The sequence below is a fragment of the Acuticoccus sp. genome, assembly GCF_965213555.1.
GTDB lineage: Bacteria > Pseudomonadota > Alphaproteobacteria > Rhizobiales > Amorphaceae > Acuticoccus.
The window spans coordinates 119,530-136,293 of sequence record NZ_OZ243890.1; the positions used below are offsets into that span (position 1 = coordinate 119,530).

Annotated in this window: 10 protein-coding genes and 1 pseudogene; 3 read left to right on the forward strand and 8 right to left on the reverse strand. The window is 72.5% G+C overall.

Going from position 1 to position 16,764, the window contains the following annotated elements; all coding sequences use genetic code 11:
- Positions 1-4 precede the first annotated feature (4 nt).
- From ACOOE8_RS00805 to ACOOE8_RS00830, 6 genes are all read right to left on the reverse strand, one after another.
- Positions 5-1,414: a TRAP transporter large permease gene (locus ACOOE8_RS00805; RefSeq protein ID WP_420393022.1), complete on the reverse strand. Its 1,410-nt coding sequence runs from the start codon at positions 1,412-1,414 to the stop codon at positions 5-7.
- Complete coding sequence (locus ACOOE8_RS00810; protein WP_420393023.1) at positions 1,411-2,049, reverse strand: TRAP transporter small permease; 639 nt, start codon at positions 2,047-2,049, stop codon at positions 1,411-1,413. The genes ACOOE8_RS00805 and ACOOE8_RS00810 overlap by 4 nt, the downstream gene beginning before the upstream one ends.
- A gap of 84 nt (positions 2,050-2,133) precedes the next feature.
- Positions 2,134-3,177, reverse strand: coding sequence for a TRAP transporter substrate-binding protein DctP (dctP, locus tag ACOOE8_RS00815; protein ID WP_420393024.1), 1,044 nt, complete (start codon positions 3,175-3,177; stop codon positions 2,134-2,136).
- 101 nt (positions 3,178-3,278) lie between these two features.
- Positions 3,279-4,703 carry an FAD-binding oxidoreductase gene (locus ACOOE8_RS00820; RefSeq protein ID WP_420393025.1) on the reverse strand — a complete coding sequence of 475 codons (1,425 nt, stop codon included), beginning with the start codon at positions 4,701-4,703 and terminating at the stop codon, positions 3,279-3,281.
- The gene (locus tag ACOOE8_RS00825) at positions 4,700-5,356 is read right to left on the reverse strand and encodes an RraA family protein (protein WP_420393026.1); all 657 of its coding nucleotides are present in this window, start codon (positions 5,354-5,356) and stop codon (positions 4,700-4,702) included. Before ACOOE8_RS00825 ends, ACOOE8_RS00820 begins: the two co-directional genes overlap by 4 nt.
- A gap of 3 nt (positions 5,357-5,359) precedes the next feature.
- Entirely contained in the window at positions 5,360-7,846 is a 2,487-nt protein-coding gene (locus ACOOE8_RS00830; protein ID WP_420393027.1) for a 2-oxoglutarate dehydrogenase E1 component, read from the reverse strand.
- Positions 7,847-7,930: 84 nt separating this feature from the next.
- On the opposite strand from ACOOE8_RS00830, the gene ACOOE8_RS00835 reads away from it, so the two are divergent.
- From ACOOE8_RS00835 to ACOOE8_RS00845, 3 genes are read left to right on the forward strand one after another with little or no spacing between them, the layout of a single operon-like run.
- Positions 7,931-8,707 carry an SDR family oxidoreductase gene (locus ACOOE8_RS00835; protein ID WP_420393028.1) on the forward strand — a complete coding sequence of 259 codons (777 nt, stop codon included), beginning with the start codon at positions 7,931-7,933 and terminating at the stop codon, positions 8,705-8,707.
- Between the two features lie 40 nt (positions 8,708-8,747).
- Positions 8,748-10,445: an acyl-CoA dehydrogenase family protein gene (locus ACOOE8_RS00840; RefSeq protein ID WP_420393029.1), complete on the forward strand. Its 1,698-nt coding sequence runs from the start codon at positions 8,748-8,750 to the stop codon at positions 10,443-10,445.
- Positions 10,446-10,449: 4 nt separating this feature from the next.
- Entirely contained in the window at positions 10,450-11,655 is a 1,206-nt protein-coding gene (locus ACOOE8_RS00845) for a CoA transferase (RefSeq protein WP_420393030.1), read from the forward strand.
- A gap of 293 nt (positions 11,656-11,948) precedes the next feature.
- On the opposite strand, the pseudogene cobN reads toward ACOOE8_RS00845, so the two are convergent.
- Together cobN and cobW are read right to left on the reverse strand one after the other, a co-directional pair.
- Positions 11,949-15,660: pseudogene (gene cobN / locus ACOOE8_RS00850) on the reverse strand (cobaltochelatase subunit CobN).
- Positions 15,660-16,715 (reverse strand): cobalamin biosynthesis protein CobW, encoded by a 1,056-nt coding sequence (cobW, locus tag ACOOE8_RS00855; RefSeq protein ID WP_420393031.1) that lies wholly within the window; start codon positions 16,713-16,715, stop codon positions 15,660-15,662. The pseudogene cobN and the gene cobW overlap by 1 nt, the downstream one beginning before the upstream one ends.
- Positions 16,716-16,764: the final 49 nt, after the last annotated feature.

Genomic DNA, 16,764 nt, shown 5'->3' on the forward strand with positions numbered 1-16,764 from the left:
CGGATCAGCTGCGCATGAGGTCCGGCAGCCAGGTGATGATTTGCGGGAACATGATGAGGAGCACCAGCGTCAGGATGTCGGCGACGAAGAACAGGGCGACGCCGCGGAAGACGTCCGACAGGGCGATGTCCGGCCGCACGCCGGCGACGACGAAGCAGTTCAGCCCGATCGGCGGGGTGATGAGGCACACCTCCGCCATCTTCACGACGATGATGCCGAACCACACGCTCGCCTGCGGCCCCGACAGTCCGAACGCCGAGTCTGCCGCGGTCACGTCCATGCCGCCGTTGAGCGCGATCACCGCGGGATAGACGACCGGCAGCGTCAGGAGGAGGAGCCCGATGGCGTCCATGAACATCCCGAGCACGACGTAGCCGAGCAGGATGCACATGAGGATGACGTAGGGGTCGGTGTCGAAGCCGAGGATCCAGTTGGCGAACGATTCCGGCAGGCCGGAGAAGCCGAGGAAGCGGCCGAAGATCAGGACGCCCCAGATGATGGAGAAGATCATGACGACGAGCTTCGACGTCTCCATCAGCGCGTTCTTGAGGTCGACGAAGCGCATCCCGTTGATCAGCGCCACCACCAGGACGACGAACGCGCCGAGCGCGCCGGCCTCTGTGGGGGTCGCCCAGCCGGCATAAATCGCGCTGATGATGATGACCACCACCGACAGGATCGGCAGCAGCCCCCAGGTGGAGGCGAAGCGCTCGCGCCAGGAGAAGCCGCGCACCGGCGGCCCCGCATCATCGTGGGTCGCCGCCCACACGACGATGATGATGGCGTAGATCACCGCCGAGAAGATGCCGGGCAGGAAGCCCGCAAGGAGAAGCGCGCCGACCGACTCCTCCACGATGATGGCGTAGATGACCAGGATCGCGGACGGCGGGATCAGCGAGGCGAGCGTGCCCCCCGCAGCGACGACGCCGGCGGCGAGCTGCTTGTTGTAGCCCGCTGCCAACATCTCCGGGATCGCAACCCGCGCGAAGACCGCGGCAGTCGCGACCGACGCGCCGGACACGGCCGCGAACCCTGCCGCGGCGAACACCGAGGCGACGGCAAGACCCCCCGGCACCCAGCCGATCCACACCTTGGCGGCATGGAAGAGGCTCTTCGTCATCCCGGCGTGGAAGGCAAGGTAGCCGATGAGGATGAACATCGGCAGCAGCCCGAGGACGAAGCTGACGGACTTCGAGAACGGGATCGAGCCGACGCTGGTCGCCGCAGGACCCCAGCCGATCAGCTCGACGAGGCCGACGAGCCCGGCGATGCCCGCGGCGAACACCACGCGCACGCCGAACACCACCAGGGCGATCAACAGGACGATGCAGTAAAGCCCGACGAGGGTCGGGTCCTGGTAGCCGATGCCGAAGATCGCCGAAGGCTGCCCCTCGAAGAGCGCGGTGAGGTTCACCGCGAAGCCTCACCGGCCTCGGGAGCGTGCGAGTCGCGCATGTGCTCGATCTCCTGCGCCGCCTCCTCGGCCGCGGTGAGGATCGGCGGCACCCCGATGGGCGTCGCGCCGGGGAACAGCGCGAGGCGCACGAAGCCGACGAACTCGAGGGTGAGGCGGGCCGCCCACACGGTGAACGCGATGGGCACCAGCAGCTTGGCGGGCCAGGTCGGGATGTTGGAGTCGGGCGTGGAGTCGCCGATCTCGTAGGCGTTGAGGAAGAACGTCCACGAGTAGCGGATGAGCACCACGACGAGGGCCAGCGCGAGGAGGGTCGCGAGCGCCTCGACGGCGAAGCGCGCACGGCCGGCGAAGCGGTTGACGCCGAGCTCCATGCGGATGTGGGCGCCCAGCCGCTGCGCGTACGCCGCGCCGAGGAAGGCGAAGATCGCGATGGAGAGCTCCGACAGCTCGAGCTGGCCCTGTATCGGCGCGCCGAGGAGGCGTGCCGCGATGCCGACGGTGGTGCCGATCATCACGAGGAAGATCGTCACCGCGGCGAGGACGTTGAACGCGTTCTCGAGCCACCCCAGCCCGGCGTCCAAACTCCGCAGGAGCGGCGAGCTGGCATCCTGCGCCGAGGCGGGGTCAGTCACAAGCGATCATCGTCTCGTCCTTCAGCGTCACGGGCATCGCGAAGCCGGGGCGGCCTGCCGTCGCCGCCCCGAGCGATCATCAGCTCAGCTCGACTTGCCTTCGGCCGCCTCGAGCACCGTGTCGAGCACCTCCTGCGCGTCGAACTGGTCCTTGTTGTCCTCCACCCAGCGCTCCCAGACGGGCCGGCCCGCGGTCTCGCGCAGCTCGGCAAGCGCCTCCTCAGAGTAGGTGATCTCCTCGAGCCGCTCGCGGAAGCGCGGCAGGAACTCCGCGTCCGCCTCCTCGTAGGCGGTCTTGTAGACCTCCTTCAGCTCGCCTTTGAGCTCGGCAAGCAGGTCCTTGTACTGCTGCGGCAGGGCCTCGTAGGCGGTCTTGCTGAACACGATCGGGCACTCGGATGAGCCCGGGGCGAGGTTGGAGGTGAACCAGTCCGCCACCTCGTCGATCTTGTAGGAGGCATGGGCGTAGGTGTACGGCAGGAAGATCGCGTCCACGGTGCCACGTTGGATCGCGGTGTACGTCTCGGTGGCAGGCATCGACTGGCGCACCGCGCCGAGCTCGGCCATCGCGTCGCCGACGCCGCCGCCGGCGCGGACCCGCAGACCGCTGAAGTCCTCCAACGCCTTCGGAGGCGTGCCCCGGCCCAGCGCCTCGTACTGCGGCAGGTGCGTCGACGCGTAGTACATGGCGTTCCACTGATCCATCTCCTCCTCGAGGATCGGATGGGCGTAGAGCGCCTCGCGCACGCGCGCCATGTCCTCGAAGTCGGCGACCGGCAGGAACGGCAGCGTCGCCACCATCAGCGCCGGGTTCTTGCCGGGGTGGTAGAAGTTGCAGAACTGCGCCGCCTCAAAGGCGTTCGCCTTCAACCCGTCGAGGTTCTCCTTCGCCTTCGACAGCTGCTCGCCGTGGAACACGCGCAGGTTGAACTGGCCGCCGGTCTCCTCCGCGAGGCGCTCCGACAGGTGCTCGACGCCCTTGGTGAAGGCGCGCGGGTTGCCCCAAGTCGACAGCTTCCAGAAGACGCTCGGCCCCTCGACGTTCTGCGCGTCGGCGCCCGTCGCGCCGACGACGAGCGCGGCACCGACGATGAGGGCAGCGGCCCGCGTCCCGGTCCGTCCGGTCATGTTGGTTCCTCCCATGAGCGACCCTTACCGGGTCAGTTGCGCGCAGTCTTAACCGCCCGACCGCCAACCGATCAAGGCGGACCGCACTCCGAGGCGCCGCGTCAGTCGGGCAACACCTTGCCGGGATTGAGGATGTCTTGAGGGTCGAGGGCCCGCTTCACCGCCCGCATCATGGCTAGCTCTATGGGGGAGCGGGCGCGCAACATCTCGGCGCGGCGCAGCCGGCCGACGCCGTGCTCGGCGGTGATCGAGCCGTTCATGGCGATGACGATGTCGTGGACGATGCGGTTGACCACCTCGGTCTCGGCCTTGAAGTCGGCGTCGGTCCAGTCGGCGGGGCGGATCGGGTTGTAGTGCACGTTGCCGTCGCCGAGGTGGCCGAAGCTCATCGGACGGATGCCGGGGTAGCGCTCGGCGAGGGCGGCGTCCGCCTCGGCGATGAAGGCGTCGATGCGGGACACCGGCACCGACACGTCGTGCTTGATGCCCGCCCCCATGCGCTGCTGCACCTCCGCCTGATCCTCGCGGATGCGCCACAGCTGGGCGGACTGCGCCTCGGACCGCGCCACCACCGCATCGGTGATGTGCCCGTCCTCGAGCGCGGCCCCCAGCGCCTCCTCGAGCCGGTCGGTCATCGCCTCGCGCCCCTGCGGCCCGTCGGCCTGCAGGAGCACGCGCCAGCCTGCGCCCGGCAGCGGGTCGACGTGGCCCATGGTCTCCTGGGCGAAGGCGAAGTTGTTCTCATGCATCAGCTCGAACGCGGACAGGAGCTCGCCGAGCGCACCGCGCAGGCGCGCCAAGAGCTCGACGGCGACGGTCGGCGACGGCACGGCGACGAGGGCGACGGCGCTGTCCGTCGGCAGCGGGAGGAGCTTCAGCGTCGCCGCGGTGATGATGCCGAGCGTCCCCTCCGAGCCGATGAACAGCTGCTTCATGTCGTAGCCGGCGTTGTCCTTCCGGAGCCCGCGCAGGCCGTCCCAGATCGCGCCGTCCGCCGTTACCACCTCGAGGCCGAGGGTCAGCGCCCGCGCGTTGCCGTAGCGCAGCACCTGGACCCCGCCGGCGTTGGTCGCGAGGTTGCCGCCGATCTGGCACGTCCCCTCCGCCGCGAGGGACAGCGGGAACAGCCGGCCGGCGTGCGCCGCGTGCTCCTGCACCTCGAGGAGCGTCACGCCCGCCTCGACGGTGATCGTGTCGTTCAGCGGGTCGACCTCGCGCACCCTCTTCAGGCGGGACGTGGACAGGATGACCTCGTTCCCGGTGGCGTGGGGCTGCGAGCCGCCGGTCAGCCCCGTGTTGCCGCCCTGGGGCACGATGGGCGTTCCTGTCTCGGCGCAGATCCTGACGATCTCCGCAACGCGCGCCGTCGTGTCGGGGCGCAGCACGAGGGGCGTCGCCCCATGCCAGTTGTCCCGCCAGGAGATGCAGTAGGGCTCGGTGTCCGGCCCCTCGACGACGCCGCCGGGACCGGCCGCCACGCGCAGGCGGGAGAGGACGTCCGTGGTGATGCGGGCGTGGACGTTCATATCTTGGCGAACTTCTGCAAGGCCTCGGTGAAGGTGAGGCCGGACTCGATCTCCTTCATCGCCCGCGCGTCGTCGGCGGCGTACTCCGTGGCGAGGCGCGCGATCTCGGCGGCCTCGGCGGCCGGCAGGACGACGACGCCGGACCCGTCCGCGACGATGGCGTCGCCCGGCGCGACGCGCACGCCCGCACAGATCACGGGCTCGCCGATCGCCTCGACCTTGAGCCGCCCCTTGCCCGGCGTCGGCACCACGTAGCGTGAGAAGACGGGGAAGCCGAACTCCAGGATCTCCTCGCGATCGCGCACCGCGCCGTCGACGATGAGGCCCTCGATGCCGCGCCGGCGCGCCGCATAGGACGCCATGCCGCCCCAGGTGGAGATCGGCGCGCCGCCGTTCGCGACGACGATGACCTCGCCCGGCCCCGCCCCATCGAGGAAGGTGCCGACGCGGAAGTCTGCCACGGGAAACGCGCCGAACGGCCCGGTCGTCTCGCGCACCGTGACCGCGCGCCCGACGCATCGCAGGCCCGGCCCGACGGCCTGGATGTCCGCTGCCATCGCGCCGCCGGCGCCGACCACGTCGATGGCGTTGGCAAGCGTCGGCGTCGCGAGCTTGGCAAGCGCCTCCAGCGTCTCGTCGCTCACACCGCTCATGACCTACTCCGCCGCATGGCGCGCCTCCCTTACGGACACGTCGAGTGCGGCGTCCACGAGCGCCGCCTCCTCCGCCTTGTGCCAATCGCTCCACCCGACGGCGGGCGAGGCCGCTGCGGGACGCGTGACGGCGTGAACGCGACGCCCCGCGGCCGCCTCCAGCCTGCGGTCGGCCCAGACGAAGGCGCCGAGGTTCGCCGGCTCTTCCTGGACCCAGACGACCTCGGCGGAAGGCCAGCGCGCCAGCGCCTCGCCGAGCGCCCGCTCCGGCCAGGGGTAGAGCTCCTCCACCCGCACCAAGGCAACCTCGCCGGCGAGCCCACGCTCCTCCCTCGCCGCGGCGAGGGTGTAGTAGACCTTGCCCGAGCAGATCACGACGCGGGAGGGCGAGGCGACGTCCTCGGCGATGACGCTCGCGACGCCCGTGCCGGGGCCGAGCTCGGCGAGCGAGGAGGTGCATGCGGCGCTGCGCAGGAGCACCTTCGGCGTCATCAGGACGAGCGGCTTGCGCCAGGGCCGCGCGAGCTGGCGCCGCAGCATGTGGAAGAGGTTCGCCGGCGTCGAGGGCACGGCGACGGTGATGTTGCCCCGCGCGCAACGGGCGAGCACGCGCTCGAGGTGCCCCGTGGAGTGGTCCGGTCCGCCGCCGTCGAAGCCGTGCGGCAGCATCATGACGAGCGGCGACGTCATCAGCCAGCGGTCCTCCCCGCCGGTGACGTACTGGTCGAAGATCGGCTGGCACACGTTGAGGAAGTCGCCGAACTGCGCCTCCCACACGGTGAGCTGGTCGGGCCGCGCCCCGGACAGGCCGTACTCGAAGCCGAGCGCGGCATTCTCGATGAGCGGCGAGTTGACCACCTCCGCGGCTCCGAACCGCGACAGGACGTCGTGGGCCCGCCCGTTCCGCTGATCGTGCAGGATCAGGTGACGCTGGGCGAAGGCGCCGCGCGCGGTGTCCTGCCCCGTGAGGCGCACGGGGTGGCCGTCGTCGAGCAGCGAGGCGAACGCGAGCGCCTCCGCCATCGCCCAGTCGAGGGGCCGCGCGCCGTCCGCCATCTCGCGCCGCCGCTCCAGGAACTGAGCAACACGCGGGTGCAGCGCCAGCCCCTCCGGCGGCTCGGCGAGGGCTCGCGCCAGCCGGGCGAGGCGGTCGCCGTCGAGCCCGGTGGCGACCGCCTCGGCCATCCGTGCCTCGATGTCCGGCCCGAGCCCCGACGTATTGCCGGCCGTGTTCGGGATCGCCGGGGTCGCCTCGAACGCGGCGTCGAGCGCGCGGCGGAAGCCCGACAGGTCCGGCGCGGCGCCCATGCGCGTCGAGACCGGCGGCAGCGCGTCGATCGCCGCCTGCATCAGCGGCTGGGTGAAGCGCGCCTCCTCCATCTCGTTGTGCCCGCGGCGACGGTAGGTGACGACCTCCACCACGATGTCGGCGCCGAAGCGCGCACGGTAGCGCGCCGCGGTGCGCCCGGCGAGGAGCGCGGCGACCGGATCGTCGCCGTTGACGTGCAGGATCGGCGCCTCGACCGCCTTCGCGGCGTCCACGCAGGTGCGCGAGGTGCGCCCCTCCGCGGCGGACGTGGTGAACCCGACCTGGTTGTTGAGCACGAGGTGGATCGAGCCGCCGACGGTGTAGCCCGGCAGGCCGGAGAGCTGCAGGAGCTCGAAGTTCACCCCCTGCCCGGCGAACGCGGCATCGGTGTGCAGCATGAGGGGGAGCGCGCCGGGCGTGCCGCGGGCGCGCCCCGTCGCGACCGGCGCCACGATGGACAGGTGCGAGGGGTGCGGCGCGACCCACACGTGGACGCCGTCGTCGCGCTCGCCCTCCCAGCCGAGGTGGTAGGGCACGTCCGACGCCGCGCCCAGCGAGGGATCGAGGTCGGGCACTCCCCTCACCTCGGCCACCAGGCGCGCGAGGGGCTTGCCGAACAGCAACGCAAGCTGGGTAAGCCGCCCGCGATGCATCCCGCCGACGACGACGTCGCGCACGTCCGCCTCGCGGATCGCCGAGTCGACCGCGACCATGTACGGCTCGGCGCCGGACATGCCGAACGTCTTCACCGTCGGCAGCCGCTTCAGCGTCGCGGCCTCGAACGCCTCCCCCGCGGCCACCAGCCATGCGGCCCGCGCCGTGGCCTCCGCCGTGGGCGGCTCGGCGCGTTCGGCCTCGGCGGCGAGCCAGTCGAACCGCGCGGCCTCCTGGAGGTGGCCGAACTCCCAGCCGAGCGTGCCGCAGTAGACCTCGTCGAGGCGTTCCACCTCGTCCTCGAGCCCCGGCCAGGCCGTCGGCGCGACCCACGCGGGCGCCTCGTGCGGCGCGAGGCCGAGGGGATCGAGGTCGGCCGCGCGCCAGCCGTGGCGCCGGAAGGCGTCGGCGAGGGTCGCCTCGGGCCCTGGCATCGTCGCCGATAAGAGGGCCTCGACCGCGCCGGGGTCGCCTGCCGTCAGGTGGTCGGCGCGGGCAAGCCCGGCATCATGCCGACGCTTGCTCATGCCCGTGGCGCCCTTATGCTTCCCATGGCCCGCACATCACCATGCGCCGCTGCATGGGTCAAACCACCGGCGAAGGGGGACGGCTTGGATCTCGGACTGGACGGCAAGCGCGCGCTGGTGATCGGCGCCTCCCGTGGCCTGGGTGCGGCCATCGCCGCGACCCTCGCCGCGGAGGGTGCGGAGGTGCTGGCCGCATCACGCACCACCGAGCGCACCGAGGCATGGCGCGACACCCTCACCCCCGCCGTGCGCGACCGCGTCCGCCCGATGGTCGTCGACCTCGCCGACGCCGCGTCCGTGGACCGCGCGGCCGAGGAGGCCGGCGCCGTCGATGTCCTGGTCGGCAACGCCGGCGGACCGCGTCCCGGCCCGGTCCTGGAGATGACGCGCGGGGACTGGCAGTCCGCGTTCACGATGATGGCGGCCAACCACTTCGCGCTCGTCGCCGCGCTCGTCCCTGGGATGAAGGCGAAGGGGTGGGGCCGCGTCCTCACCATCGGCTCGTCGGCGATCGAGCAGCCCGTGCCGAACCTTGCGCTGTCAAACGCCATCCGCGGCGCCGTCGCCGGCTGGAACAAGACGCTGGCGGGCGAGCTCGCGCCCCACGGCGTCACCGTCAACATAATCCTGCCTGGCCGCATCCACACCGAGCGCGTCGACGCCCTCGACTCGGCCAACGCCGAGCGCCAGGGCAAGACCGCGGACGAGGTCGCCGCGGCGTCGCGCGCGTCGATCCCCGCCGGGCGCTACGGCGACCCCCAGGAGTTCGCCGACGTCGCCGCGTTCCTCGTCTCCAAGCGCGCCTCCTACGTCACCGGATCCATGGTGAGGGTGGACGGCGGCATGATCCGCTCGATCTAGTTCCCATGCGCACCCAGACCCGACACCGCGAGGCCCGCCCATGAACGTCATGACACGTCCCGACGCGGCACGGGCGGCGACGCCGGCCTCCTCCATCGACGACGTCCTGGCGTCGGCGTCCTCGGCCCTCGCGGACGTCGACCGGCTGCTGTCCGAGCTGCGCGGCGCGCTCCTTGAAAAGGTCGCCCCCGAGGGCACCCCCGATCGCGCTTCCATGGACGAGCACCAGGTGATCGTCCACGGCTACGCCTGGTTCGCGACGTACGCGGAGGCGCTGCGTCAGATGCACGGCTGGGCGACGCGCCTCGAGGCCGACGATCGCCTCGGCGCGCTGGAGCGACGCATCCTGCTCGCCGCGTTCGGCACCTACCTCGCCCAGCTCGAGGGCGGCGTGTGGATGAGCCAGGGGGAGATCGTACGCCCCGCTGACCTCGGCCTCGGCGGCGACGCGCTTGCCGCGTTCCGCTCCGACGCCGTCGCGACGTTGATCGCCGCTGGCACCGAGCCCTCGCTCCTTGCACAGATCGGGGTGGAAGCGTCGGCCGACGCGCGCACCGGCGACGTCGGCCTCGAGGACGAGACGCTCGTCATGATGCGCGACCAGTTCCGCCGCTTCGCCGACGAGAAGATCGCGCCCCACGCCCACCAGTGGCATCTCAGGGACGAGCTCATACCGCTCCCAGTGGTGGAGGAGATGGCGGCGCTCGGCGTGTTCGGCCTCACGATCCCGGAGGAGCACGGCGGGCTCGGCATGGGCAAGCTCGCCATGGTCGTCGTCACCGAGGAGCTCTCCCGCGGCTACATCGGCGCAGGTTCGCTGGGCACGCGCTCGGAGATCGCCGGCGAGCTCATCGCGACCTCCGGCACGGCGGACCAGAAGGCTGACCTGTTGCCGAGGATCGCGAGCGGCGAGGTGCTGCCCACCGCGGTCTTCACCGAGCCGAACTCCGGCTCCGACCTCGGCTCTTTGAGGACCCGCGCCGTGCGCGAGGGCGAGGACTACCTGGTGTACGGCAACAAGACGTGGATCACCCACGCCGCGCGCTCCGACCTGATGACGCTCCTTGCGCGCACCAACTCCGGCGAGGCGGGCTACAAGGGCCTGTCGATGTTCCTCGCCCAGAAGCCGCGCGGGACGGACGACGACCCGTTCCCCCCCGAGGGCATGTCGGGCGGCGAGATCGAGGTGCTCGGCTACCGCGGCATGAAGGAGTACGACATCGCCTTCGACGGCTTTCGCGTGCCGTCCGGCGCGCTGCTCGGCGGACGCGAGGGCGAGGGCTTCAAGCAGCTCATGGCGACCTTCGAAGGGGCGCGGATCCAGACCGCCGCCCGCGCCGTCGGCGTCGCCCAGAACGCCATGGAGCTCGCCTTCTCCTACGCCAAGGACCGCGAGCAGTTCGGCCGCGCGCTGACGCGCTTCCCGCGCGTCGCCTCCAAGCTCGGCCTCATGGTGGTCGAGACGATGGTCGCTCGCCAGCTCACGTACTACGCCGCGCGCGAGAAGGACTCCGGCCGGCGCTGCGACATCGAGGCGGGGATGGCAAAGCTCCTCGGCGCGCGCACGGCGTGGGCGAACGCCGACAACGCGCTGCAGATCCACGGCGGCAACGGCTTCAGCCTGGAGTACGAGATCAGCCGCGTGCTGTGCGACGCGCGCATCCTCAACATCTTCGAGGGCGCGGCGGAGATCCAGGCGCAGATCGTGGCCCGCGGGCTGCTGTCGGGGCGCAACTGACGCCGTGACGCCGGTCCTCACCGACCTTCGCATCGTCGAGGTCGCGGCCTTCATCGCCGCGCCGCTGGGCGGGCTGACGCTCGCCCAGCTCGGCGCCGACGTCATCCGCATCGATCCCATCGGCGGCAACATCGACTACACGCGCATGCCGACCAACGAGGCCGGCCACTCGCTCTACTGGGCCGGGCTCAACAAGGGCAAGCGCTCCGTCGCCATCGCCATCGGCACGCCCGAGGGGCAAGAGCTCGCCGCGGCGCTGATCGCCCAGCCCGGGGACGGGCGCGGCATCGTCACCACCAACCTGCCCGCCCGCGGCTGGCTCGCCCACGCCGCGCTGGCGAAGCGCCGCGCCGACCTCGTGATGGTCGAGCTCACCGGCAACCCCGACGGCACCTCGGCGCTCGACTACACGATCAACTGCGCGTCGGGCTTTCCCATCGCGACGGGCCCCACCGAGGCGCCGATCAACCACGTCCTGCCGGCGTGGGACGTGGCGGCGGGCCTCCTCATAACCACCGCCGTGCTCGCGGCCGAGCGCCACCGCACCCGCACCGGCGAGGGGCAGCGCATCACGCTCTCCCTCGCCGACGTGATGCTGCACGCCGTCTCCTCGCTCGGCTTCACCATGGAGGTTGAGGCGAACGGCGTCACGCGCCCGCCCCTCGGCAACGACCTCTACGGTGCGTTCGGCCGGGACTTCGCCACGAAGGACCGGCGCCGCATCATGGTGGTCGCCATCACGACGCGGCAGTTCCGCGCCGTCGGCAAGGCGACCGGCCTCACCGAGGCGTTCCAGACGGTCGGCGGGCTGGTCGGCGCCGACCTTGCCAGCGAGCCGGGCCGCTTCGCCGCGCGAGACGCGCTCGCCGCCGTCGCGGCGCCGTGGTTCGCCACCCGCACCCTCGACGAGGTCGCCGCGGCGTTCGAGGGCAGCGGGGTCCTTTGGGGCCCCTACCAGGACTTCGGCCAGCTCGTGCGCGACGACTGGCGGCACTCCACCGCGAACCCGATGTTCGCCCGCACGGCCCACCACGGCATCGGCGAACTCCTGACCCCGGGCTCCCCGCTCGCCTTCGGGTCCATCCCGCGAGGGGAGCTTGCCGGCGCGCCCCGCCTCGGGGCGCACACCGAGGAGGTCCTTGCCCAGGACCTCGGCCTGCCGAGCGGCGAGATCGCCCGCCTCCAGGACGCCGGCACCGTCGCACTCTAAGGCGGTCTTGGGTTGCGAGGGGGGTGGTCTCCGCCGAACCGAAGGCCCTCCTGCGCAAGGCCGCAGCGCGCACCCGCGATGACCTGTGGGAGACCATTGGCGGACGTCGCGACCCCTTAGACTAGATCCCGACGGATGCCGCCGCTGCGACATCTACCGCGGCGACGCGTACGACCGAACCGAAGGTGCGCTAGAGCGGTGCTGGGTTAGATGGAACCACCTGACCCCAAGAGGACCGCTCTTGATCCAAGGAGCTAGAGCATCTTTTTGGGTCTGATGAGACCCTGGATGCGCTAGCGGTCCGCCGCGGCGGCAAGCGTCGAGGCGGCGGAGTTGGAGCGGGGTCGCCACAGGCCGCGCTCGATGGCCTCGAGCAGGCGGGCGTTCAGCTCGCGCCACGCCGCGGGGTTGTTCGCCGCGATGAAGCTCGCGACCCGTGCATCCGCGACGTAGGCGGCGTGGACGGCATCGAAGTGGTGGTCCCTCACCGCGCCCGTGGTGGCGGCGAAGGCGAACATGTAGTCCACCGTCGCGGCCATCTCGAAGGCGCCCTTGTAGCCGTGGCCCATGACGCCGGCGATCCACTTGGGGTTCGTCGCGCGGCCATGGACGACGCGCGCAACCTCCTCCTCCAGCGAGCGCACCACGGGTCGCTCGGAACGAGAGTGGTCGTTGTGGTAGATCGTCGGGCGCTCGCCGCGAGCTCGGTGCGCGGCGGCGGTGAGCCCGCCCTCGAACTGGTAGTAGTCGTCGCTGTCGAGGAGGTCGTGCTCGCGGTTGTCCTGGTTGTGCACCACGGCCTCGAGCGTGCGCAGGCGTCGCTCGAAGGCCTCGCGATCGGCGGTCCCGGCCTCGCGGGCACCGTAGGCGTAGGCGCTCCAAACCGTGTAGGCCTCGGCGAGGTCGTCACGGTGCGTCCAGCCCCCCTCGTCGATGAGCGCCTGGAGGCCCGCCCCGTACGCGCCCGGCATCGAGCCGAACACGCGGTGGCCGGCACGCCGGGCCGCCTCGTCGGGGTCCGCACCGGACGCGACCAGGGCCTCGCGCTCGGCGGCCATCCGGGCGGCGATGGGGTTGTCCGCAGCGTCCTCCGCCAGCGCGCCGGCCGCGCGGGCGGCGCGGTCGAAAAGCGCGATCTGGTCGGGGAAGGCGTCCCGGAAGAAGCCGGAGATGCGCAGCGTGACGTCGACCCGCGGCCGGCCGAGCACGGCGAGCGGCACGACCTCGTAGCCGGTGACGCGGCGCGAGGCGTGGTCCCACGTCGGCCGCACGCCGATCAGCGCCAGCGCCTGGGCAATGTCGTCGCCACCGGTGCGCATGTTCGCCGTCCCCCAGCAGGTGAGGCCGATGGAGGTGGGCCAGTCGCCGTGATCCTGGAGGTGGCGCACCAGCACGAGCTCGGCGGAGCGCTGGCCGAGCGTCCACGCCGCCTGGGTCGGCACGGAGCGGGTGTCGACGGAGTAGAAGTTGCGCCCCGTGGGCAGCACCTCGGGCCGGCCGCGTGAGGGTGCGCCCGAGGGGCCGGGCGGCACGAAGCGTCCGGCGAGCGCGGCGAGCACGCCGGCGACCTCGGCCGCGCCGCAGGCGTCCACCGCCGGGGCGAGCTCCTCGCGGACGCCCTTCAGGACCGCGGCGGTCGCGGTCCACTCAGCCGGGCAGGCCTCGCCGGCGACGAGGCGCGCGGCGGCGAGCTCCAGCCGCTCCACTGCGTCGCCGTGGGTGCGCCACGGGTCGCCCGCCGCCAGTGCAGCCGGTCGCGCGCCGGTCCACGGCTCCGCCATGGCGCAGTCGAGGGGATCGAAGGCGAGGCCGAGGTCGGCCGCGATGGCCCGGGTGAGCGAGGCGTCCCGCGCCCGCCCGCCGCGGGGGACGCGGACGAGGGCGCACAACAGGTCCGTGCGCCGGCGGCCCGCCGGCGAACGGCCGAAGACGTGCAGGCCGTCGCGGATCTGCAGCTCCTTGAGCTCGCAGAGCCAGCCGTCGAGCCGCTCCAGCGCCGCGCCCTCGTCGAGCCCTGCCAGGCCGACGTCCTGTGCCAGGCCAGCCCCCTCGGCGCACGCGAGGATCTCGCTCGCCAGGAGCCTCGCACGCCGGGCGTCGCCGACGGCGGCGTCGTAGTACTCGTCGACGAGCGCCTCGAGGTCGCGCAGCGCGCCGTGCGTCTCGGCCCGCGTCAGCGGCGGCGTCAGGTGGTCCACCACCACCGCCTGCGCCCGCCGCTTGGCCTGGGCGCCCTCCCCCGGATCGTTGACGATGAAGGGGTAGACGTGGGGCGTCGGCCCGAGCACCGCCTCCGGCCAGCACGTGGCGGACAGCGCGAGCGCCTTGCCAGGCAGCCACTCGAGCGTGCCGTGCTTGCCCATGTGGACGACCGCGTGGGCGCCGAAGTCGTGGCGCAGCGCCATGTAGAACGCGAGGTAGGCGTGCGGCGGGACGAGCGCCGGGTCGTGGTAGCTCGCGGTTGGATCGACGTCGTAGCCGCGGGCCGGCTGCACGCCGAGGACGACGTTGCCGAGCCGCATGAGGGGAAGGCGGAACGCGCCGTCCGCGACGAACCGGTCCGTCGCCGGCTCGCCCCAGCGCGCCCGCACGGCCGCGTGGAGCGCCTCGGGAAGCATGGCAAGGTGCGTTCCGTATTGCTCCAACGACAGCGTTTCGCGGACCTCGCGATCGTTCCGCGCGGCGTTGGTCGGACCCGCTTGGATGGCTGCGATGAGGGCGTTCCCGTCGGCGGGGAGTGGTCCGACGTCGTAGCCCGCATCGCGCATCGCCTCGAGGAGGACGAGCGTGCCGGCCGGCGTGTCGAGGCCGACGCCGTTGCCGATGCGCCCGTCGCGCGTCGGGTAGTTGGCGAGGACGATCGCGACGCGGCGGGCGGCGGGCTCGGCCGGGATCCTCGCCCAGCGCCGGGCGAGCTCGGCCACGAAGCGCACACGGTCCGGCTCGGGCTCGGAGCGCACGACGTCGCACTCGGTGCGCGCGTCCCAACGCGCGGCGCGCTTGAAGGCGACGGCCCTCGTGATGATGCGCCCGTCCACCTCGGGCAGTGCGACGTTCATCGCGAGGTCCCGAGCGGTGAGGCCCTGGGAGGAGGCGTGCCAAGCCTCGCGCGGCGAGCCCGACAGGACCGCCTGGAGCACCACCGCGCTGCCCTCGTCGAGCACCGTGCCGGGATGGCGCGCGCCGGGCGGGGCGAGCGCGAACCCCGTGGTGTTGACGACGACCGCCGGCGGCGCAGCGGTGAACGCCGCGCGCACGACGGCCTGGCACGCAGGGTCCTTCAGCGTCGCGGCGAAGACGGGCAGCGGGTTCAGCCCCTCGGCGCGCAGCGCGGCGGCAAGGGCGTCCACCGGCGCGGTCTGCCCGCCCTGGACGAGCGCGCGGTAGAACGCGATCGCAGCGACGGGCGCGCCGGCATCCCACGTGGCCGAAAGCTCGGCGAGGCTCGCGATGCCGCGGCCCGGGTGCCACACGCCGGCCGGACGGCAGCGGCTCAGGCGGCCCGGGGCGCACGGTCCCCGCGAGGATCGCCGCCGCACGGTCGAGGAAGCGCGCGGCATTGGCGGCGCCGCCCTCCAAGAGGTCGTGCCACAGGGCCGTCGCGTCGGCCGGGTCGAGCGTGCCGAACGCGTCGAGCTCGGGGTCCGGGCGAGCGTCGCCGGGCAGCGCGGCAAAGGCGATGCCGTGCCGCCGCGCCGCGGCGTGGAGCGCGTCGAGCCCATAGGCGAAGTAGCTGCGGCCGCCGAGGACGCGGGCGACGACGAGCCGCGCGTGCCGACCGGTGCGCTCGATCCAGGCGTCGACGCTCATCGGGTGCGACAGGCGCATGAGGTTGACGAGCCGCAGGGACGGCGCGTCGGGGGGGCGGCTCGCCTGGGCGGCGGCGAGCGCCGCGAGCTCGGTGTCGGCGGCCGACAGGACGCACACCTCGGCCGGCGTCTGACCGAGGTCGACGGCCTCGCCCTCGTCGGCGATGGCGCCGCGCTGGGCGAGGAGGAGGTGCATCAGGCGTCGGCGGTCGCCGCGGCGTCGGCCATCGCCTTGAGGAGGTCGCGGCGCACGGTTGCCACGTCGAGGCCGGCGAGCGCGATGACCACGAGGCGGGTGGCGCGCTCACCCGGCCGCCACAGCCGATCGTAGCCGACGTCGATGCGGCGGCCGACGGCCTGCACGACGAGGCGCATGGGCTTGCCGGGCACGTCCGCGAAGCCCTTGAGGCGCAGGATGTCGTGCCGGTCGATGACGGGCGCCAGCGCCTGCGCGAACGCGTCCACGTCGTCGACCTCCGGGCCGTCGACGACGAACGTCGCGAAGTCGTCGTGATCGTGCTCCCCCTCGTCCGCGTGGTGGGACGGACGCCCGTCGATGAGCGCCTCCGTGCCCGCACCGATGCCGAGGAGGACGGCGAGCGGCAGCGCGGCGTGGGAGGCGGTCACGATGCGCCCGTTGCCCTCGCCCTCGACGCGGCGGCGCACCCGGCCCACCGTCGCCTCGTCCAGGAGGTCGGTCTTGTTGAGGACGACGAGGTCGGCCGCGCCGAGCTGATCCTCGAACAGCTCCTCGAGCGGCGCCTCGTGGTCGAGCGCCGGATCGGCACGGCGCTGGGCCTCCACCGCCGCCGGCTCGTGGGCGAAGCGCCCGTCCGCGACGGCCGCCGCGTCGACCACGGTGACGACGCCGTCCACCGTGACCCTCTCGGCGATCCCCGGCCAGTTGAACGCCTGCACCAGGGGCTGCGGCAGGGCGAGCCCCGAGGTTTCGATGACGATGTGGTCCGGCGGGTCGGAGCGGTCCAACAGGCGCGTCATCGTCGGCACGAAGTCGTCCGCGACGGTGCAGCAGATGCAGCCGTTGGTGAGCTCGACGACGTCCTCCTCGCGGCACGCCGCGATGCCGCAGCCCCGCAGCACCTCGCCGTCGACGCCGAGGTCGCCGAACTCGTTGATGATGAGCGCAATGCGGCGGCCGTCCGCGTTCTGCAGGATGTGGCGGATCAGCGTGGTCTTGCCCGCCCCCAAGAACCCGGTGACGACGGTGGCGGGGATCTTGGCGGTTCGCATGGCTGACCTTCCTTGGACGGGGTCAACTGCATGTCATGCGCCCGCCGCC